This window comes from Paenibacillus sp. OAS669 (assembly GCF_014873645.1).
GTDB classification, from domain to species: domain Bacteria; phylum Bacillota; class Bacilli; order Paenibacillales; family NBRC-103111; genus Paenibacillus_S; species Paenibacillus_S vulneris.
The window spans coordinates 283979-301419 of record NZ_JADBDR010000005.1 but is presented as its reverse complement, the minus strand read 5'-3'; the positions used below and the strand labels follow the sequence as shown (position 1 = coordinate 301419).

At 49.1% G+C, this 17441-nt stretch carries 25 protein-coding genes; 21 read left to right on the top strand and 4 right to left on the bottom strand.

Annotated elements, in window-relative coordinates; all coding sequences use genetic code 11:
- Window positions 1–168: 168 nt before the first annotated feature.
- From GGC63_RS13885 to GGC63_RS13835, 11 genes are all read left to right on the top strand, one after another.
- Window positions 169–927, top strand: coding sequence for a DeoR/GlpR family DNA-binding transcription regulator (locus tag GGC63_RS13885; RefSeq protein WP_192702824.1), 759 nt, complete (start codon window positions 169–171; stop codon window positions 925–927).
- A gap of 166 nt (window positions 928–1093) precedes the next feature.
- On the top strand, window positions 1094–2548 hold the full coding sequence (locus GGC63_RS13880) for an amidase (protein ID WP_192702823.1): 1455 nt from the start codon (window positions 1094–1096) through the stop codon (window positions 2546–2548).
- A 53-nt stretch (window positions 2549–2601) separates the two neighbouring features.
- The gene (locus GGC63_RS13875) at window positions 2602–2922 is read left to right on the top strand and encodes a GNAT family N-acetyltransferase (protein WP_192702822.1); all 321 of its coding nucleotides are present in this window, start codon (window positions 2602–2604) and stop codon (window positions 2920–2922) included.
- Between the two features lie 111 nt (window positions 2923–3033).
- Window positions 3034–3792, top strand: a complete 759-nt coding sequence (locus GGC63_RS13870) for a hypothetical protein (protein WP_192702821.1) — start codon at window positions 3034–3036, stop codon at window positions 3790–3792.
- Between the two features lie 104 nt (window positions 3793–3896).
- On the top strand, window positions 3897–4076 hold the full coding sequence (locus GGC63_RS13865; protein WP_192702820.1) for a hypothetical protein: 180 nt from the start codon (window positions 3897–3899) through the stop codon (window positions 4074–4076).
- 78 nt (window positions 4077–4154) lie between these two features.
- Window positions 4155–4373 carry a GNAT family N-acetyltransferase gene (locus tag GGC63_RS13860; protein ID WP_192702914.1) on the top strand — a complete coding sequence of 73 codons (219 nt, stop codon included), beginning with the start codon at window positions 4155–4157 and terminating at the stop codon, window positions 4371–4373.
- A gap of 313 nt (window positions 4374–4686) precedes the next feature.
- The gene (gene coaD / locus GGC63_RS13855) at window positions 4687–5175 is read left to right on the top strand and encodes a pantetheine-phosphate adenylyltransferase (protein WP_192702819.1); all 489 of its coding nucleotides are present in this window, start codon (window positions 4687–4689) and stop codon (window positions 5173–5175) included.
- A gap of 38 nt (window positions 5176–5213) precedes the next feature.
- Complete coding sequence (gene pgsA / locus GGC63_RS13850; protein ID WP_192702818.1) at window positions 5214–5774, top strand: CDP-diacylglycerol--glycerol-3-phosphate 3-phosphatidyltransferase; 561 nt, start codon at window positions 5214–5216, stop codon at window positions 5772–5774.
- A gap of 34 nt (window positions 5775–5808) precedes the next feature.
- Complete coding sequence (locus GGC63_RS13845) at window positions 5809–6267, top strand: NUDIX domain-containing protein (protein WP_192702817.1); 459 nt, start codon at window positions 5809–5811, stop codon at window positions 6265–6267.
- Window positions 6268–6295: 28 nt separating this feature from the next.
- Window positions 6296–7090: an aminoglycoside phosphotransferase family protein gene (locus GGC63_RS13840; protein WP_192702816.1), complete on the top strand. Its 795-nt coding sequence runs from the start codon at window positions 6296–6298 to the stop codon at window positions 7088–7090.
- Entirely contained in the window at window positions 7087–7632 is a 546-nt protein-coding gene (locus GGC63_RS13835; protein WP_192702815.1) for a DUF402 domain-containing protein, read from the top strand. The genes GGC63_RS13840 and GGC63_RS13835 overlap by 4 nt, the downstream gene beginning before the upstream one ends.
- 85 nt (window positions 7633–7717) lie before the next feature.
- Here GGC63_RS13835 and GGC63_RS13830 read toward each other — a convergent pair whose 3' ends face one another.
- The gene (locus tag GGC63_RS13830; RefSeq protein ID WP_192702814.1) at window positions 7718–8668 is read right to left on the bottom strand and encodes a helix-turn-helix transcriptional regulator; all 951 of its coding nucleotides are present in this window, start codon (window positions 8666–8668) and stop codon (window positions 7718–7720) included.
- A gap of 118 nt (window positions 8669–8786) precedes the next feature.
- Between GGC63_RS13830 and modA the strand changes: the two genes are divergently transcribed.
- Window positions 8787–9638, top strand: a complete 852-nt coding sequence (gene modA, locus GGC63_RS13825) for a molybdate ABC transporter substrate-binding protein (protein ID WP_192702813.1) — start codon at window positions 8787–8789, stop codon at window positions 9636–9638.
- Window positions 9638–10297 (top strand): molybdate ABC transporter permease subunit, encoded by a 660-nt coding sequence (gene modB, locus GGC63_RS13820; protein ID WP_192702812.1) that lies wholly within the window; start codon window positions 9638–9640, stop codon window positions 10295–10297. The genes modA and modB overlap by 1 nt, the downstream gene beginning before the upstream one ends.
- A gap of 44 nt (window positions 10298–10341) precedes the next feature.
- On the opposite strand, the gene GGC63_RS13815 is transcribed toward modB, so the two are convergent.
- Window positions 10342–10998, bottom strand: a complete 657-nt coding sequence (locus GGC63_RS13815) for a DUF1232 domain-containing protein (RefSeq protein WP_192702811.1) — start codon at window positions 10996–10998, stop codon at window positions 10342–10344.
- A gap of 132 nt (window positions 10999–11130) precedes the next feature.
- Here GGC63_RS13815 and ytaF point away from each other — a divergent pair, with 132 nt between their 5' ends.
- The 7 genes from ytaF to GGC63_RS13780 all read left to right on the top strand — a co-directional run bounded on the left by ytaF (window position 11131) and on the right by GGC63_RS13780 (window position 16115).
- Window positions 11131–11766 carry a sporulation membrane protein YtaF gene (gene ytaF / locus GGC63_RS13810; protein WP_412973863.1) on the top strand — a complete coding sequence of 212 codons (636 nt, stop codon included), beginning with the start codon at window positions 11131–11133 and terminating at the stop codon, window positions 11764–11766.
- A gap of 295 nt (window positions 11767–12061) precedes the next feature.
- Complete coding sequence (locus GGC63_RS13805) at window positions 12062–12529, top strand: NUDIX hydrolase (protein WP_225948180.1); 468 nt, start codon at window positions 12062–12064, stop codon at window positions 12527–12529.
- Window positions 12526–13293, top strand: a complete 768-nt coding sequence (locus GGC63_RS13800; RefSeq protein ID WP_192702808.1) for a DUF3891 family protein — start codon at window positions 12526–12528, stop codon at window positions 13291–13293. Before GGC63_RS13805 ends, GGC63_RS13800 begins: the two co-directional genes overlap by 4 nt.
- An 83-nt stretch (window positions 13294–13376) precedes the next feature.
- On the top strand, window positions 13377–13850 hold the full coding sequence (locus GGC63_RS13795) for an NUDIX domain-containing protein (protein ID WP_079910099.1): 474 nt from the start codon (window positions 13377–13379) through the stop codon (window positions 13848–13850).
- 42 nt (window positions 13851–13892) lie between these two features.
- Window positions 13893–14381: a DinB family protein gene (locus tag GGC63_RS13790; RefSeq protein ID WP_192702807.1), complete on the top strand. Its 489-nt coding sequence runs from the start codon at window positions 13893–13895 to the stop codon at window positions 14379–14381.
- A complete protein-coding gene (locus GGC63_RS13785; RefSeq protein WP_192702806.1) occupies window positions 14378–14770 on the top strand; it encodes an MmcQ/YjbR family DNA-binding protein in 393 nt (130 codons plus the stop codon). Before GGC63_RS13790 ends, GGC63_RS13785 begins: the two co-directional genes overlap by 4 nt.
- Before the next feature lie 88 nt (window positions 14771–14858).
- Complete coding sequence (locus tag GGC63_RS13780) at window positions 14859–16115, top strand: sensor histidine kinase (protein ID WP_192702805.1); 1257 nt, start codon at window positions 14859–14861, stop codon at window positions 16113–16115.
- Between the two features lie 56 nt (window positions 16116–16171).
- Here the strand turns inward: GGC63_RS13780 and GGC63_RS13775 are convergent, their stop codons facing one another.
- Complete coding sequence (locus GGC63_RS13775; protein ID WP_144027821.1) at window positions 16172–16372, bottom strand: hypothetical protein; 201 nt, start codon at window positions 16370–16372, stop codon at window positions 16172–16174.
- Window positions 16373–16646: 274 nt separating this feature from the next.
- On the opposite strand from GGC63_RS13775, the gene GGC63_RS13770 reads away from it, so the two are divergent.
- Window positions 16647–17201 (top strand): DJ-1/PfpI family protein, encoded by a 555-nt coding sequence (locus tag GGC63_RS13770; protein WP_079910104.1) that lies wholly within the window; start codon window positions 16647–16649, stop codon window positions 17199–17201.
- A 77-nt stretch (window positions 17202–17278) separates the two neighbouring features.
- Here GGC63_RS13770 and GGC63_RS13765 read toward each other — a convergent pair whose 3' ends face one another.
- On the bottom strand, window positions 17279–17434 hold the full coding sequence (locus tag GGC63_RS13765) for a hypothetical protein (RefSeq protein ID WP_192702804.1): 156 nt from the start codon (window positions 17432–17434) through the stop codon (window positions 17279–17281).
- Window positions 17435–17441: the final 7 nt, after the last annotated feature.

Below are 17441 nucleotides of genomic sequence, written 5' to 3'. Positions count from 1 at the left end.
ACGTCCATCTTGTTGTACAATATATGGCGCTGGGATCAGTTGCAAAATATCTACAAACTATAGATACAAACCGGGATAGCGCTGCCTGCCAAGGTCAGGAACTGGAAGCTTGGAAGCAGCAAGCGTTATTGTGGTTTGACTAATTATAGAAACGAATGAGGGATTAGGATGTTGGTTGCCCAAAGATGGCAAAAAATCGTACAGCTCGTCAACGAAAGAGGAAGTATCCGTGTATCGGAGCTCAGTGCAATTTGTGAAGTGACGGAAGAAACGATCCGCCGGGATTTGGATAAGCTCGAAAGCGAGGGCAAGCTGCTGCGCAGTCATGGCGGGGCGATCAGCATTCCTTCCTCACAATCGGAGACTCCATATATGGAGCGGGAGACGACGAATGCGGAGGAAAAGCGTCGAATCGCCCAAGAGGCGGTTCGTCATGTCAACGAGCATGACCGGATTATTCTGGACGCCAGCTCAACGGCCTGGTATATGGCGCAGCTGCTGCCGGACGTCACTTTAACCGTATTGACGAATTCAATCAAAGTCGCAATGGAATTAAGCGCGAAGGAACGAATCAAGGTCATATCTACCGGCGGCCTGCTTTCTTCCAGATCGCTCTCTTATGTCGGTCCGCTCGCAGAACGTTCGTTAAGCACGTACTATGTGGATAAAGCGTTCATTTCCTGCAAAGGTCTCCATCTTCAACGGGGACTTAGTGAGTTTAACGAGCTTCAGGCACTGATTAAGCAGAAAATGATCGGTATCGCCGATAGAACCTTCGTATTGGCTGATTACAGCAAATTCGGGCAGCAGTCTCTGGCTCAAGTCGCTGCTTGGGATGACATCCACTATGTCATTACGGACGGGAAAACAGACCCGACGATGCTTGAACAGCTGAAGGAACGGTCTATCCACGTAATACAGATATAGGCTGGCTTATTACGATGCGGAATTGAAAAGCTTGAGCAATCAAGCTTTTTTCTTTTTGTAAGAGACAGGATTTATTCCATTACAGTCATTCTTTCCCAAGTGAAATTAGAAGGTGTATGATACCATTTAGAAATAAATGAGGTGTTGAGAAAAAGGAGGTCTTCCTGTGTTAAACGTTGAAGAAGTGACAATAGCCAGGCTTCAGAAGGCAATGGAGCGGGGGGAATGCTCGTCTTTTGAGCTCGTACAGCAGTACATGGAACGGATAGCCGCCTATGACCAGCAAGGCCCGTGTATCAACGCCGTATTAGAGCTGAATCCGGATGCGCTGCATGCGGCGGAAGCAGCTGATGCCGAGAAGCGTGCAGGCCAAGTCCGCGGGCCGCTGCATGGGGTTCCGGTGCTAGTGAAAGATAATATCCAGACAGGGGATAAAATGCATACTAGCGCCGGTTCTATAGCGCTCGCGGATCATTATGCCGACGAAGATGCGTTTATCGTCTCCCGGCTCAGGGAAGCGGGGGCCATCATTCTGGGCAAAGCGAATATGACGGAGTGGGCCAACTTCATGACCGAAGGGATGATCGCCGGTTATAGCTCCAGAGGAGGGCAAGTTCTAAATCCTTATGGGAGGAACTTATTTGCCGGGGGCTCAAGTACCGGCTCTGCCGCAGCCGTGGCCGCCAATTTGACGACCGTAGCTGTAGGTACGGAAACATCAGGATCCATCATCAGTCCGGCAGTGCAGAACTCCGTCGTCGGCATCAAGCCTACGTTGGGGCTGGTTAGCCGCAGCGGGATTATTCCGCTATCACACAGCCAGGATACGGCAGGTCCGCTTGCCCGTACCGTTGAGGATGCGGCCATTCTTCTTGGCGTGCTGTGCGGAATGGATCCGCAGGATCCGGTAACACGTTGTTCACTGGGAGCCAGAGTCACTGACTATACCTTATTCCTCGATAAAAACGGGCTGAAAGGAGCTCGTATCGGTGTACCGCGTCAAGGGTTTCATGAGGATATGACGGAAGAGGAAAGGCAGCTTTTTGCCCAGATCCTTCTTCAATTGGAGGAAGCGGGCGCGCAATTGATTGACCCGGCCAATATTCACTCGGCGGAGGAGCTTTCCCGGTTTCGATCCAGCGTGTTCCTGCATGATTTCAAAGCGGACATTAACGCTTATTTAGGCAAGCTCCCCCCGCATCTTCCCGTGCATTCTCTGAAAGAGCTTATAGCCTTTAATGAAGCCCATGCGGAGCAAGCCTTGAAATACGGTCAAAAAATTCTCATTGCCTCGGAGAAAACTTCCGGTTCTCTGAAGGAGCCCCAATATATTAGAGATCGGCTGAACGATATCCGGTTATCTCGAACGGAAGGCATAGACCGAACGATGCGGGAGCATCATCTTGACGCTCTTTTATTTCCTGAGACGTTAGGGGATACGATTGCCGCCAAAGCCGGATATCCTTCCCTTGCCGTACCGGCAGGATATTTGAAGGACGGGAGACCCTACGGCATTATGTTCGTCGGAACAGCTTTTACCGAACCTGTTCTTATCAAGCTGGCTTATGCGTTCGAGCAGCTGAGCAACTCCAGGAAGCCGCCCAAGCTTGATACAGAATAAGACTCCTATGGTTGTGCAGTACTGTCCAGTGTTAATAAGGGGGGAATCAACCCATGGAGATCATGCTGCGGACGGAAACACCGGACGATTATGGGTCCATTGCCGAGCTGCATGCCCATAGCTTCACCTATGGATTCGGTATCGGGGAGAGCACCTTGACAAGCCTGCTCCGAAATCGCAGAACATATGACCCGGAGTTATCGATCGTTGCAGAAAGCAGGGGACGTGTGGTGGGGCATGTATTATTCACCCCTCAATCTATTATGGTGAAAGATAACGTGCTTCAGGCTGTGATCCTGGCTCCATTGGCGGTGCATCCCGACTTTCGGCTGCAAGGCATTGGTTCCATGCTTGTTGAATTCGATACTTTATAGGTAAACAGGTGCCGCGGGCATCTGTTTTTTCTATGTATGTTCCCACTGCACATACACCACTATGTAAAATATGGTACAATGTGGTAAAAACATCTCTCTCAGGAGGGTGCTATGAGAGCTACTCAAGACGTGCTAGATATATGGAAGCAATTCGATGCGTTTCCTATGGAAACATTATCGAAAGCTTGGATTGCTTCGGTTTCAAACGGCGGCAGGCAGAGAACCGTAGAGGTCATGGAGGAGCATCGCCAGCAGTATGGATTATCGGGTAATTGCTTCGATCTTGCTGCGTGGCTTATTCATAAATGTAAGGCCGAGGGACTGGAGGCCTATGGAGTGGGCCATGGCCTGTGTACGCCGAAGGCTCATGTTGCGGTGGTGGCCGTAAATCATCAAGGATATCGATATTTTTGTGATCTGGGAGATCAATGGATCGAACCTGTGTTGATTGACCCGGATAATGAGGATTTTTGCCAAGCAGAGCTCGCGGGCTTCGTTACCGGGGGGAAAGTAAAGGTAGAAGCAACGAACTCCGGGGTCCGCTTTTCCTATATTCGGCCCAATGGAAAAGTAAGCTTTCAATCGTTTGATTTAACCCCGATAGGGGACGATGAATGGATGGCGGCAGCGTGTTATTCCCAGTCTTTGTTAAGACATCCGTTAGTCGAGATGAGACTGCCAGCATCCCGCGAAGTCATTCACTGGGAATTTGATAGCTGGAGCAGCTTCATAAGCAGCAGCGAGGGCTTAACCAAGGAGCCTCAGCTGGGTACCAACGAGGAGTGGGCTGCAAAAATTCATGAGCGGACCGGTATGAGTACGGAGATCGTACTCAAAGCGTTAAATCTATATTCGTCCCTGCGAAAATAATGTCCTTTTGCCCGGATGATTGGTATGAAGCGCAAACTAGTAATTTCATGTTAAAATAGATTGGGTAGTTAACGAGTTAATGAACAGTAAGCGGAGGAAAAGGCATGAAAAAAGAGATAATGATTTTATGGCTGGAAGAAAAAATTCAACAGATCAAGGATACGCCGGTCAGCGTTGTAGATACGAAGGAAAAGCAGCACTATTTGTTAGGCAGCCTGAAAACCCTGGAATTGATCAAGGAACAGCTGGAGCAGGGGAAATTCGACGAGATAACTCAAGAATAACGGTGGATGCCTGAACATGCATTTAGCTATTTCGGGGGATAAGACAGGGGAAAGGGGTACGCCAACGGTTCCTTCGGCATCATTCAGGAGCTGTATATTTGCAGTGAATATCGATCTCAAGGAGTGGGCAGGCAGTTGATGGCTGCAGCCGTCGCTTATGCCAATGCTATGGGATGGACAAGATTGGAAGTAAGCACGCCTCCTTTGCCTGCATTCGTGAGAAGTCTTGCCTTTTATCAAAGGGAGGGCTTCGCGGTAACGGGCGGAGAAAAGCTGAAGCTGCTATTATCTACATAAGAACAGATGAATGAAGCCGGTACGAACAGCAGTCTCGTACCGGTTTTCTTGATATTTTATAGAATTTTGTAAAGGTATTCCCTGCAAAGTCCCTGGATATCCGCTTTGTGGGGGATTTTGTATTCCGGCGAGTTAGAACCAGAAAGGGAGAAGCTGCAATAAATTCAAAGGAGGTCGGTCTTTCGACAGCAAGATAGCACCCATTTTACAAACAGGGATCTGTTCGGCTAGTATAGAGGAATGGGGATTACTTCCAAATCGGGTGGGCATAACAAACCTATTGTTCTATGTTTCCGGAAAGAGAGGAAAATGTATGAAAGCCATTTACCCTGGATCGTTCGACCCGTTTACGCTGGGGCACTTGAATATTTTGGAGCGGGCTACAAGGCTGTTCGATCAAATCGATGTGGTCATAGCCATCAACAAATCCAAGACGGCGATGTTTTCACCGGAGGAACGATACCAGATTGCTAGGTTATCCACGCTTCATCTCGATCAGGCGGTTCGTGTCGTCCATTATGCCGGCATTATTGCCGATTACATCAAAGAGAACCACATAGATGTCATCATCAGAGGGATTAGAGGTTCTACAGATCTGGACTATGAAATCAAACTGGAGCAGTACAATCAAAAAGCGTGCTTTGCCGAAACGGTCTATTTGACGCCGACGACCCAGCATTTGAATACGAGCAGCACTTTGGTCAAAATGTTTTTACAGACTCAAAGAATCGAGCTAGCTCACGAGTATCTGACCGAGAACACGATGAGTTATATTCAAGACGTCCTGGGGCGCCGCAGCTAGCAGAACTGGTGAAATCCAATCCGTAGGGGAGGCCTGTCATGAATCTGGCCAACAAAATTACGTTAGTCCGGATTTGCATGATTCCATTAGTCGTACTGTTTCTTTATCCCTATCCGAATAAGGCTATGGAGCCTTATGGGGAAATCATTGCAGCAGGAATATTCCTGCTTGCAGCGGTGACTGATCGGTTGGACGGATACGTAGCAAGAACCTGCAATCAGGTTACTCGACTGGGCATGCTGCTTGACCCGCTGGCGGATAAGCTGCTGATTAGCGCAGCCTTGATTGTTTTGGTCGAGAGCCATAAGCTTCCTTCCTGGATAGCCGCTATTGTGATCGCTCGCGAGATGCTGATAACAGCGATACGGATCGTCGCTGCTCGCAAAAAGATAGCGCTAGCAGCGGATCATTGGGGCAAAATCAAGCTCGCTGCGCAGGTTGCAGCCGTTACGGCTGTCATCCTGAATCAAGAGCTGGCCTTCTGGTTCGGCGGAATAGAAATCGATCAGATCCTGATGTATGCGGCGGCAGTGCTGACAGTTTACTCTGGGTATCATTATTGGAAAAACAACAGGAATCGGTTGGAACTCCATGGGTAGCTTCAGCCTAGGTTTCTAAGGGAGAGGAAGAGCAATGTGCATTATCGTAACTGGCGGAGCTGTCATAAAGGACCGGGATGGCAGAATCCTGATGCAAAAAAGATCGGACTACGGCCATTGGGGGCTTCCCGGAGGCGGGATGGAGGCCGGGGAATCCGTCGAAGAGACGATGAGAAGAGAAGTTTATGAAGAAACGGGACTTATCGTTGATGATTGCGAGCTCTACGCAGTCTATAGCGGTCCGAGAATGCAGTACCGGTATCCGGACGGCAACGAAGTCGTCTTCGTCATGTTTATATTTGAAGCGGGAGCAGACTGGGAGAAGAAGCTTGCAGCCGACGGAACCACGCTCCTGTTTCGAGATTGTCATCACGAATCTTTAGTGCTGGAATTTAAGCATTTGTCGGAAGTGGAGCTAGAGGAGGTAAGCACTGTACAGCGGCCGTTATTTGAGGACTTGAAGAACGGGGAACGTAAGCTGCTTCGGACGTAAGGCCAACTGGTAAAAAGGGGGAGCTGGAATGGAGCTGGGAGCGAAGCTCGGCCAAGGTAGGGAAGCAGAGGTATACAGGTACGGGGAAGGTCAGGTCGTGAAGCTGTTTTTTGCTCATACGCCGCTCAATGTTATTGAACATGAATTTAAAATGGCGTCCACGATTCAGGATTCTGAATTGCCGATGGCTAAGGCATATGCAACCGTACAAGTGAATGGCAGAGGCGGGATAGTATATGAGCTGCTTGAAGGACTGACATTGCTGCACGTGCTCTTGGAGGACCACTCCAAAGCCGCATGGATAGGGGAGATAAGTGCCCGGCTGCACGCGAGGGTTCACCGATGCCGCAAGGAACATCTTCCTTCACAGAAAGAAGCTTATGAGAAGAAAATAAGGGCCGTGAAGCTGGATTCCGGCTTGAAAGATAAGGCGCTTCGGCTGCTGGAGCAGCTGCCCGACTCTCAGGAGGTATGCCACGGGGATTTTCATCCGGATAATGTGCTGCTTACGGCGCAAGGAGCCTACGTTATTGATTGGATTAATGCCAAAAGTGGACATCGGGCCGCAGATTTCGTCTTAAGCGCCCTCATGCTGAAAATAGCCGAGCTTCCCGATCATATTCCGAATGCCGGGCAGTTCCATCTGGCAAGAGCATCGCTGTACAAATCCTATACCCAATCCTACCTAAAAGAGCTGCCCCTCTCTAAGGAGGAGGTTATTCCGTGGATCCCGCTTGCGGCGATCTTCCGGCTGGAGCAAGGAATTGGGTCGGAGCACTACCGTTTGCTCAAAATCATTCGGAGGTCCTTAAGCCACCTATGAAGCAAAAGATTGCGAACCGTCCGCACTGGAGCAGAATTGTGCAAAAAAGATATTATCAGCGGAATGTGAACGACGATGTGTTCGAGGGATATGTAAGCTTTCTGTGCTTGGATAAGGTACGGGAGCCTCTTTTTGTCCAGTATGCTGAAGAAAGAATCTGTATCGCTGCTGATGGCTATACCTGGCTGATGCTGTTTCCGGCGAACCGTCATCATAGCATCACCGTCATGCTGGATACTCAAGATCAAGTGCTTCAATGGTATTTCGATATCATCAAGCACATGGAGCTGAACGACGAAGGAGTACCTGTCATTCATGATCTTTATTTGGATTTGGTTTTGCTGCCTGGAGGAAGCTATCATATACTGGATGAAGAAGAGCTGCAAGAGGCTCTTGATAACGGCACCATTGGGACGGAAGACTATGAAATGGCGGTGCAAGAACTGGAGTCCGTCCGGCAAAGCATCGAAAACGGGAACAACCCCTACGTTCTTCATGTACAGAAATATGTGGAGCTGCTGCGAGAGTGCCGTTCCATATAAAGCCTTTATCCTTTTGTTTAAAAAAAGCCGTGTTTCTTTCCCGCTAATGGAGAGGAAAATACGGCTTTTTGCTATTTACGAAGCGCTAGCCTTCGTATAACCGTTGGCCGGTCAGCGATAAATCGTAGCCTTGGATCGCTCGAAGCTCATTTTGGAAGGATTCCGATTGCAATATACGAATGACCGTGTCTATCCATATCTGATTTTCCGGCTTACGAAGCATGACAAGATCGTAGCGTTCCTCAATCAATGGGATAAAATCGACTTGACCGACGATAGCCGCAGCCTTCTCAATACCGACGCCCACATCGGCTTCGCCGGAGGCGACTTTACCCGCAACTGCCATATGGTTCGTCTCTTCTCTCTCGTACCCATCCAGCTGCTCGGGGCGAATCCCGTGAAGACGCAGCTGCTCATCCAGCAGCACGCGGGCTCCCGAGCCTATTTCCCGGTTGACCAAACGCAAGCCCGGCCGGCTCAAATCGGGCCAGCTCTTGATCTTTAGCGGATTCCCCTTCTGCACATAAAGACCGGCCTTTCGGGACAGCATGTTGACCACCGTGTAGGAAAATCCTACGAGCAGCTTCCGGATATAGGGGAGGTTGTATTCTCCCGTGTCTCCGTCCAGCAGGTGGGTGCTCACGATGTCGGATTCGCCGCGGTACATAGCGATCAGGCTATCAAGGCTGCCGACATAGGAACGAAGGGGGCGGATGCCGGGAAGCTGCTTCTCCATATGCTTCGCCAGCAAATCGAGGCTGATATCCTGGCCTGTGATCACAACGGAACGAGCTTCCAAGCCGGAACGCACAGGGGCTGACGCAGCGGGCTGATTGATGGCAACAGTATGCTCAATGGCCTGGACTTGCTTGGCTCTTTGCTTGTAACGGTTCAAATCCTCGGCGTCTACCCGCATTTGCTTGCCTACCCTATAGGAGGGGAGCTCCCCTTTTTTAATAAGATCATAGACCGTGAGCTTGGATATTTTTAATAGCTTGGCGATTTCTTCTGTCGTGTAGGACATCTCGCTGGTCATGACAATCCTCCCGGACGATATAAATTAGGATTTACTTTTGTATGGTGGTGTCGCTATAATAGATCTAATTATATTTAATTATAACTAATTATATCTAATTATAACAAAGGAGAATGAAATGTTTACATATCGCAAAAAATGCTTGGCCATGTCCCTGCTTGTAGGGCTGGCCGTCCTATTCTCCGGATGCGGCACACAGCCGCAAGCGGGTGCAGGCTCCAGCGACTCAAACCCATCACTAGCAGCCTCAAGCCCGGCCCCGGCCGCCAAGGTAGAGCTGACCATTTCAGCCGCCGCCAGCTTAACCGATGCATTGAAGGAGCTTCAAGCATCTTACGAAGCCATGCATAGCAATGTGAAGCTGAACTTCAACTTCGGAGCCTCCGGCTCGCTGCAGCAGCAGATAGAACAAGGAGCGCCGGCGGACTTGTTTCTCTCGGCCGCGACCAAAAACATGCAGGCGCTGGTAGATAAGCAGCTGATCGATAAAGATAAACAAAAGAACCTGCTGACGAACGAGCTTGTTGTAGTCGTTCCGGCTGATGCTAATGCATCGATCGGCAAGGAAGAGGATTTGACCCTTTCGACCGTGAAGAGCATTGCTATCGGCATCCCGGAAAGCGTTCCGGCAGGGAACTATGCCAAGGAAGCGCTGACCCATGCGAAGCTGTGGGAGACCCTCCAGCCGAAGACCGTACAAGGCAAGGATGTCCGTCAGGTGCTTCAGTATGTAGAGACCGGGAATTCCGATGCAGGCTTCGTTTATAAAACGGATGCCCTGACATCGAAGAAAGTCCGGGTGGCCTTCTCCGTTAATCCGTCCTGGTATACGCCTGTGGAATACCCCATCGGGATCGTGAAGGCGACAAAGCACGGCAAGGAAGCGGCGGAAGTATACGATTATTTGCAGTCGAAGGAAGCGCTGGATGTGTTCGTCAAATACGGCTTCTCCGCGCCTAAAGGCTCCTGATGAACGGAATATCGTTCTGGTCACCAGTCCAATTATCGCTGCAAGTAGCGCTATTGTCCAGTGTGGCGGTAACTATCGTTGGGGTAGGGTTGGCATATTGGATGTCAAGGAGATCGTTCAGGGGAAAAATTCTCGTGGAGACGGCTTTCATGCTTCCGCTTGTGCTGCCCCCGACGGTGGTCGGCTTCCTGCTGCTCGTGCTGCTTGGAAGAAAAAGCGGGCTGGGGCGCCTGATCGAGTGGATCTTTACGGCGCCGATCATATTTACATGGTGGGCTGCCGTTATTGCCTCGGTCGTCGTTGCTTTTCCTCTGGTATATCAGACGATGAAGGTCGGTTTTGCATCGATAGATCAAAGCTTGGAGGATGCCGGCCGATCCATGGGGGCGAATGAGTGGCAGCTGTTCCGGTATGTTACGCTACCCCTGGCTGCTCATTCTCTCATCACTGCTTTTATACTTGGTTTCGCGCGCGCACTGGGGGAGTTCGGAGCAACGCTGATGATAGCAGGCAATATTCCCGGTAAAACCCAAACGATTCCGACCGCCATCTATGTAGCCGTGGATTCCGGGAATATGCATCTGGCCTGGGCCTGGACCGGGATGATGATCCTTATTTCCTTCGTTATGCTGCTGCTTACTGGAAGGAAGAGAAGCTAGCCGTCCTTTTATAGTTGCAGGAATGCTGAACGGATCGGGTCAGGTCAGGTCTTGGTATCCTGTTGGGACAGCCGTTCCAATACGATCTGAACGGCAATGGCATCATCCAGATAGCCGATCGGGAACACGTAATCAGGGATTATATCCGTAGATAAGATAAAGTAAAGCAGAGCGCTCCCCAGGATCGCTCTTTTTTCTGTTGACAGGTCTTCCTTGCCAAAGAGCTCGTACATTTGCCTAAGCTCATCGATAAAAGGACCGGCGCTGTTCACGCTGTCGACCTTCGCCTGAAAATCCTCAATGATGATGCGCCGTCCTTCCTCCGTCAACGCATATTGCTCATACTTGGTAAGCTCCTTGCGTACCTGCTCGGTGGTGAACTTGGAATCAAACAAATTGTAGCTTAACAGCACCTCTTTAATACTATCGACGGAGGCATGAAGCTCCGAATTATCCGCAGCGGATGGGGAGACCGTTTCGAGTCCTGCGGCTTGAAAAAGCCGTTCGGAAGGGATGCCCAGATGTACGGCAAACAGATGGAGGTGGTCCATCTTCGCTTTTTGCTTGCCGTTAATGATGCGTGAAATAATGGCGGTATCAATTCCGGTAAGAGCACTCAATTTCCGCATGGACAAGGATCTTTCTTTCAGCAGCGCTTTTAATATTTCACCGACATACGGGCCCTGTTGATTTGCGTTCATTAGGTTTCTCCTTTCCGGCAAAGCCATTTCGACTCCAGTGTTGATTTTTCTCAACAAATGTTGCGAAGGACAGGCACTTTTCCTCAACAATCTCAATACGATGAAGTAAACAGAGAAGAGGAGTGGAATCGTATGGCATGGTTATTTATTCTCGGATTTGCTTTATCATCAAGTCTGGATAATTTGGGAGTCGGGATCTCCTATGGAATTCGCGGGATTCGAATCGGTCTTGTCTCTAACCTCATCATGGCTGCCATTTGCTTTATATTGAGCGAAGCGGGGATTGTGGGCGGCCAGTGGATATCCAGGATTTTGCCCGGCATCTTCCCTACACTTGTCGGAGCCTTTGTATTGATCATTATCGGCATTCGCATCGTACTGCTGGCGTTACCGCGCAAGAAGCAACTATCGGAATCGCCGGCCGAGCCCTTATCAAATGGCGATTCTTTAAAGGAGCTGCTAAAAAATCCGGAGAAAGCGGATCTTGATCGATCGGGTGAGATCGGGTATCTGGAAGCGGTTGTACTCGGTTTGGCGTTATCGGCCAACGCGGTTACGAACGGTTTGGGGGCGGGGCTCCTCGGTTTGTCGCCACTCGCTATAGCTGTAACGGCAGCCATCGGCAGCTTTATTACCGTATGGGCCGGGACTGCCATCGGGCGGAAAGCTTCAATGGTTCGCATCGGTTCTTTCCATTTGGGTCAAATGGGTACGCTGATAAGCGGTGTTGTTCTGCTCGTGATTGCTTGCAATGCTTTGTTCGGATAAGGCCAGGAATACCGTGGTACCATACTTGTCTATTTATTTTACGGTTCACAAGAGGCTAATATGACAGAAGTTGGATGTCCATTGGATACAGGTCTTTTTTACTAGACTTTATGGATTTCGAGTCTCATGGCCAAGTAGAGGAGGCAGTTTTGAAGCCATAGCCCCACTTTGTGGGGTTTTTTCATGAGTATAGGCCTATTGGATGGAAAGGAAAGAATTTACTGCAACAATATGTCATTTTGTGGTAGCATATAGGGGGTTGGAATTTCTAGCCAACAGCAAAGGAGGCACCCCCTTGCTTACACGGATTACGGAGCTTCCCACTGACAAACGGATCGCCGGGGTTCACTGCATACCGGTGCTGGCTAACGGCGACATGGTCATGGTATGGGATCAAGAGGAACAGACTTTAACGACTATCGGCGGAAGACTCGAGGGTAATGAAACAATAGAAGAGGGTTTACATAGAGAGGCTATGGAGGAGGCGGGGATCGTGTTAGCCGGTGAGCGGTATCCCTTCGCCTGCTGGTATTGGGAAGAGACGGATACGTATACCGTATTTTTTCTAACCAGAGTCGGAAGCTTTCACCGAATGCCGGAAGGCTTTGAAAAAACAGGCTATGTCATTATGAGCTTTCGTACCGCGGCTCAAATGATTAACGCAATAGAAGGGCCTGGCTTACGGATGGACCTAATTGCAATGGCGGAACAGCTCTTGGAGCCGTTTCTTGCCCGCGTACAGGAACAGGGAGGAATCATATGATCATACGTGAAACGGATCGGGAATTTGTGATGATCACGCAGCATGACCATGCTTGCTTGTCCGGGCACCTTGCTGCTCAATTATGTGACGATTTGTTTCTAGAGGCCGGCTGTATTCCGGATGTATTACTGGCTATTCAAGAGCATGACCGGGGATGGATCCGTCTGGATCATACGCCAATCTGGAACGACCGGGACCAGGTGCCGTTCTCCTTTAACGATTACCCTATGCTGCCCAAGCTTGTTCTGTATACGTTAGGAATCGATGAAGTGGAACAAAGAAACGAGTACGCCGCTTTGCTTTGCAGCCTGCATTATGCTTCATTCCAGCACATACGGAGCTCTTCGCATCCGGATTGCATTGCTTTTTGCAGCAGAGAGGCCGACAGGCAGGAGCGCTTGCATAGGAAGCTTAAGCTTTCACAAGAGGTCGTAAGCAGGCATTTCCAGCTTCTGCAGCTGTGCGACGACTTGTCGTTATATATTTGCTTGAATCGTCCGGGCTCGCCGAAGGAGCAAGAGCATCCCTGGTACCGTGACGGCTTTAAGCGTTCCGAGCCGCTGCTTCCAAAAGGCAACCCCCGAATGATCGCAGAGTGGGTCAATGAGAAGGAAATCAAGATGACGCCGTTCCTATTCAAGAAAGAGTTTCAGACGAGCATTCCTGTCAAGCATGTCTCCAAGGACATGATCCGGTCAAGGGGCTTAAACACAGCATATACTCAGGCGATTGCACATGAACAGGAGGTATCGATAGTAAGCTAAACGGAATGGGGGAGCGAAGGATGAGCCCTGGATCCTTCCTTAACGCCGTGCATTCATTTTGTCATCAGCGAGGAGATGATTAGATGACCTACCATATTCGCGTAAGGCCCAGTGCATTAATCATACAGTCCAACTGTATTTTAATGGTCGAATATAAAGACAGTGACGGCGTTCATTACAATTTGCCGGGAGGAGGGGCCGAGCCGGGAGAGACTTTGGTGGAGGGTGCAGCGAGAGAAGTGCAGGAAGAAACCTGCGCTGCTGTAGAGGTTGGCCCGATAGCCTTCGTATATGAAATGGCTCCGCATAAGCAATCCGGCGATTATCCGAACGCACCGCACACCTTGTCTGTCATTTTTGAATGCTTTTTAAAGGAGGATGAGATCCCGAGATTACCGGACCGGCCGGACCTGCATCAAACTGCTGTGAAGTGGGTTCCTATACCGAGTCTGGATTCTATTGTGTTGTATCCCAATATCAAAAGTCATATCCGGGAATATGTGAGCAGGCGCAAAACTATCGAGCTTATCGAAGACCATAGCCTGGAATGCTATTAAACCCATTGGGATACTCCCAGAAAACGATGTCAGGAGGTACTAATGAAGCCGAGCCCCATCCAATTATTGAAGCAATTTGCAGAGTTCATTCCCTATGTAGAAGCGCTAGCCCGTTACGGAAATGAGTTGTGGGACAGGCCGCTGCAAGAAGGCAAATGGACGGTCCAACAAATTATCGCCCATATCCTGCTATGGGATCAATATTTCTACGAGCAGGCTATTCGGCATCTGGGTACAGGAGCTTCCTTGCCTCTTAGGCATCTGGATTTCGACGAGTTCAATAAGCAGGCCGTAATCTTCAGCCACCAACATGGCAAAGAGGACATAGTCAGACTTGCAATGGAATATCGGCAGCGAATTGTGGATCGTATAGGCCAGTTGACGGAAGAAGACTATCATGTTCCATACGTCGATCGGGATGGCAATGGGTTCACTGTATATGAGTACCTTATAGGTTTCGTTCCTCATGACAACCATCACATGCAACAGATTGAACAATGCTTGGAGGCTGCAAGGAGGTGCACGGTATGACCTTCCACAAACCTATAGCATCAAAAGAAGGCTTGAAGCTGGTTGAGCGAATCAGGAGGTTCTGCCAGGCTTTCCCCGAGGTGACGGAGAAGATCGATCAATTCGGTCATACCTCGTTTCGCGTCAGCGATAAACCGTTTGTCATGCTGGGTGAAGGGGAAGCCGTCTCCATGTCGATCAAGGCGGATAGAGATACCCAGGAGTTTCTCCTTCAGCTAGAGGATACGAACTACGCGAAAACCCGATATATCGGGCATCACGGGTGGGTCACGATTATTGACCTTGCCAGAGCGGATTGGAAAGAGATCGAAGAGCTGATAGCCGAAGCCTATGTCCGGACTGCTCCCAAAAAATACGCAAAATGGCTCCAGCAGACAGAGAACAGATAGAATCCTTCCAATAGCAAGAAGAAGGGTTCTATTTTGGGGTCGTAATGGAATTTGATGAACTAGGCCAAACGAAGAATCGGGAGAATGTATGTTGATCTATTTTAAAGATTATTTGCTAAATTTATTTTTTATCTTTTCTCCATTCGTGCTTTACCCCTATATCTACAAAACCAAAAAAAGGCCTTTGTTGTACCGCTTCTTGATCTATACCCTATTTGCCTGCGCACTGATCGTGACCATGTCTTTCCCTACTCATCTGGATGGGCTGCTATTTGATTTTCGTTCGATACCTTTAACCTTGGGGTCGTTTTATGGCGGGAACGCGGTGTCGGCCTTCTTATATATCACACTGATGGGATATCGCCTGATTATGGGTTACCCCAACAACTTTATCTATGCGATCTCGCTGGCGCCAAGCTTTCTGATTCTTTTGTACTACATCAAAAAGTACCCGACTTATAAGCTCCATCAGAAGGTGTGGAGTGCTGTATGGCTGTGCAGTTTCATTAAGCTGACGACCTTTACGCTATATCTTGCTTTGACTGATCATTTAGAGCTGCTGTGGATTGAGCCGATAACGAAGCTGGAAACGTATCTGCTGCAGGGGCTTATTGCCGGCTTGTGCGTGTACTTAATCGAGTTTTTGAACAACTATTTTTATATGCAGGAAGAAGTCGTTAATAGCGAAAAGGTGAAAATTGTAAGCGATATGGCGGCTTCCGTAGCTCACGAAATACGAAACCCGTTGACCACAGTGAGGGGATTTATTCAACTGCTGGGCTCGGCAAGCCTGGACCAAGAGAAGAAGCAGTACTATCAAAAGCTGTGTCTGGAGGAATTGGACCGGGCCCAAGTCATCATTACCGATTATTTGTCCTTGGCTAAGCCTGACCCGGAAGTGATTGAAAAGATCAATGTCAATGAGGAAGTGCGTTATTTATCGAACGTACTTCTTACTTATGCCAACTACTACAACATTCAGATTGACGGAAACGTGGGCCAGGACGAAGCTCTCTACATATTGGGGGACAAGTATAAATTCAGACAGGCGTTCATCAATATCGGGAAAAATGCAATCGAAGCCATGGTGAATGGAGGACTCTTGGCATTTACGGTAAAAAGCCAGGAGAATCACGTCTCCATAATTGTCAGTGATTCCGGAGTAGGGATGACGGAGGAGCAGGTGCGCCGGCTGGGAACACCGTACTTTTCGACGAAGGAGAAGGGAACGGGGCTCGGGACGATGGTTTCCTTCGGGATTATTAGAAAGATGAACGGAAAAATCGAATTGAGAAGCGAGCTGGGGAAGGGGACGGTATATACGGTCGTCTTTCCCCGGGTTTAGACCTCATTAAAGAGAGAAACCCTGTGTCCACAAGGTTTCTCTCCAATCCGAACCGGTTAGGCGGTTTCTATAAGCTCGGTTAAATAAATGCTTGTTTTAATAACCGTTCCATTTTTATCGAGTTTTACGTAAATCCACTCGGTCTGCTTGTCAACGACCGTCCCTCTGCCTTCTCTTGTTAACACCTTGGTTTTGTTCAACAAAACTTGAAACGGATAATGTGCTGATTGACTTCTTAGGACTTTCTTCGGCATCATTATATCTTCCTTTTTTGATAATGTATACATCATTTGTATACACATAATTCTAGCATGTCCTTTAGAAAGATTCTGTTTCAAATATCACAGATTGCGAAATTCATGATAATAATGTGGAGGGGATTTCAAGAGATCGGTATGGGTAGGGTATAAAACAATTTCTTGATACGTTGCGACAAGGTTTCTACATCTTTCGCTATTTTCCACCCGTTTACAATTGTTGGGACATGCTTCACAATGAAATGGAGTACAAACCAATACGGGAGGGATTCCGTTGTCCAAAAAAATTCTTATCATCACCGGCGATGCCGTAGAAGCGCTTGAAGTGTATTATCCGTATTATCGCGTGGTGGAGGCTGGCTATGAAGCCGTTATCGCCTCGCCGACGAAGAAGACGCTGCGTACCGTTGTGCATGATTTTGAAGGCTGGGATACGTATACGGAGAAGCCGGGCTATCAGCTTGATTCCCACATCTCCTTCTCGGAAGTGGACCCATCCCAGTTTGACGGCTTAATTATTCCTGGCGGAAGAGCGCCCGAATATATTCGTCTGGACGAGCATGTACCTCGCATTCTGACTCATTTCCTGGAGACGAATAAGCCTGTCGGAGCGATTTGCCATGCAGCATTAGTGTTCGGGGCGTTAAAGGACAAATCTGTGTTCGAAGGACGCACAATGACGGCCTATACAGCATGCCGCTTCGATGTGGAGCAGCTGGGAGCGACCTATGCTTCCGAAACGCTGCATGTGGACAGGAATCTGGTCTCCGGTCACGCATGGCCTGATTTGCCGGGATTTATGCGGGAGTTTTTGAAGCTGCTGTCTTAAATGATGATAAACCATGCGCCGGTAAACGGGGATATGCCTCGAATACCGGCTTTTTCCATGTTCATCGTTTTCCCTCCTTATAGCAATCCCGCCGCCAAACTTATAACTGCTGTGCTTATCAGCCACTCCATCATGGAAACCTGCGCCCGCCAACGATAGCGGCTCCGGCTGGTTCTCTCCATTTCTCCCTGACGTTCTTTCATCTGCCATTCAAGCTCGAATACATTCATCATGTTTTCT

What these genes read in the sequence shown, in the direction of transcription:
- GGC63_RS13885 (WP_192702824.1), top strand. Translation starts at nt 169, where the DNA reads ATGTTGGTTGCCCAAAGATGGCAAAAAATCGTACAGCTCGTCAACGAA.
- GGC63_RS13875 (WP_192702822.1), top strand. Translation starts at nt 2,602, where the DNA reads ATGGAGATCATGCTGCGGACGGAAACACCGGACGATTATGGGTCCATT.
- GGC63_RS13870 (WP_192702821.1), top strand. Translation starts at nt 3,034, where the DNA reads ATGAGAGCTACTCAAGACGTGCTAGATATATGGAAGCAATTCGATGCG.
- GGC63_RS13865 (WP_192702820.1), top strand. Translation starts at nt 3,897, where the DNA reads ATGAAAAAAGAGATAATGATTTTATGGCTGGAAGAAAAAATTCAACAG.
- coaD (WP_192702819.1), top strand. Translation starts at nt 4,687, where the DNA reads ATGAAAGCCATTTACCCTGGATCGTTCGACCCGTTTACGCTGGGGCAC.
- pgsA (WP_192702818.1), top strand. Translation starts at nt 5,214, where the DNA reads ATGAATCTGGCCAACAAAATTACGTTAGTCCGGATTTGCATGATTCCA.
- GGC63_RS13845 (WP_192702817.1), top strand. Translation starts at nt 5,809, where the DNA reads ATGTGCATTATCGTAACTGGCGGAGCTGTCATAAAGGACCGGGATGGC.
- GGC63_RS13840 (WP_192702816.1), top strand. Translation starts at nt 6,296, where the DNA reads ATGGAGCTGGGAGCGAAGCTCGGCCAAGGTAGGGAAGCAGAGGTATAC.
- GGC63_RS13835 (WP_192702815.1), top strand. Translation starts at nt 7,087, where the DNA reads ATGAAGCAAAAGATTGCGAACCGTCCGCACTGGAGCAGAATTGTGCAA.
- GGC63_RS13830 (WP_192702814.1), bottom strand. Translation starts at nt 8,668, where the DNA reads ATGACCAGCGAGATGTCCTACACGACAGAAGAAATCGCCAAGCTATTA.
- modA (WP_192702813.1), top strand. Translation starts at nt 8,787, where the DNA reads ATGTTTACATATCGCAAAAAATGCTTGGCCATGTCCCTGCTTGTAGGG.
- modB (WP_192702812.1), top strand. Translation starts at nt 9,638, where the DNA reads ATGAACGGAATATCGTTCTGGTCACCAGTCCAATTATCGCTGCAAGTA.
- GGC63_RS13815 (WP_192702811.1), bottom strand. Translation starts at nt 10,998, where the DNA reads ATGAACGCAAATCAACAGGGCCCGTATGTCGGTGAAATATTAAAAGCG.
- ytaF (WP_412973863.1), top strand. Translation starts at nt 11,131, where the DNA reads ATGGCATGGTTATTTATTCTCGGATTTGCTTTATCATCAAGTCTGGAT.
- GGC63_RS13800 (WP_192702808.1), top strand. Translation starts at nt 12,526, where the DNA reads ATGATCATACGTGAAACGGATCGGGAATTTGTGATGATCACGCAGCAT.
- GGC63_RS13795 (WP_079910099.1), top strand. Translation starts at nt 13,377, where the DNA reads ATGACCTACCATATTCGCGTAAGGCCCAGTGCATTAATCATACAGTCC.
- GGC63_RS13790 (WP_192702807.1), top strand. Translation starts at nt 13,893, where the DNA reads ATGAAGCCGAGCCCCATCCAATTATTGAAGCAATTTGCAGAGTTCATT.
- GGC63_RS13785 (WP_192702806.1), top strand. Translation starts at nt 14,378, where the DNA reads ATGACCTTCCACAAACCTATAGCATCAAAAGAAGGCTTGAAGCTGGTT.
- GGC63_RS13780 (WP_192702805.1), top strand. Translation starts at nt 14,859, where the DNA reads ATGTTGATCTATTTTAAAGATTATTTGCTAAATTTATTTTTTATCTTT.
- GGC63_RS13775 (WP_144027821.1), bottom strand. Translation starts at nt 16,372, where the DNA reads ATGATGCCGAAGAAAGTCCTAAGAAGTCAATCAGCACATTATCCGTTT.
- GGC63_RS13765 (WP_192702804.1), bottom strand. Translation starts at nt 17,434, where the DNA reads ATGATGAATGTATTCGAGCTTGAATGGCAGATGAAAGAACGTCAGGGA.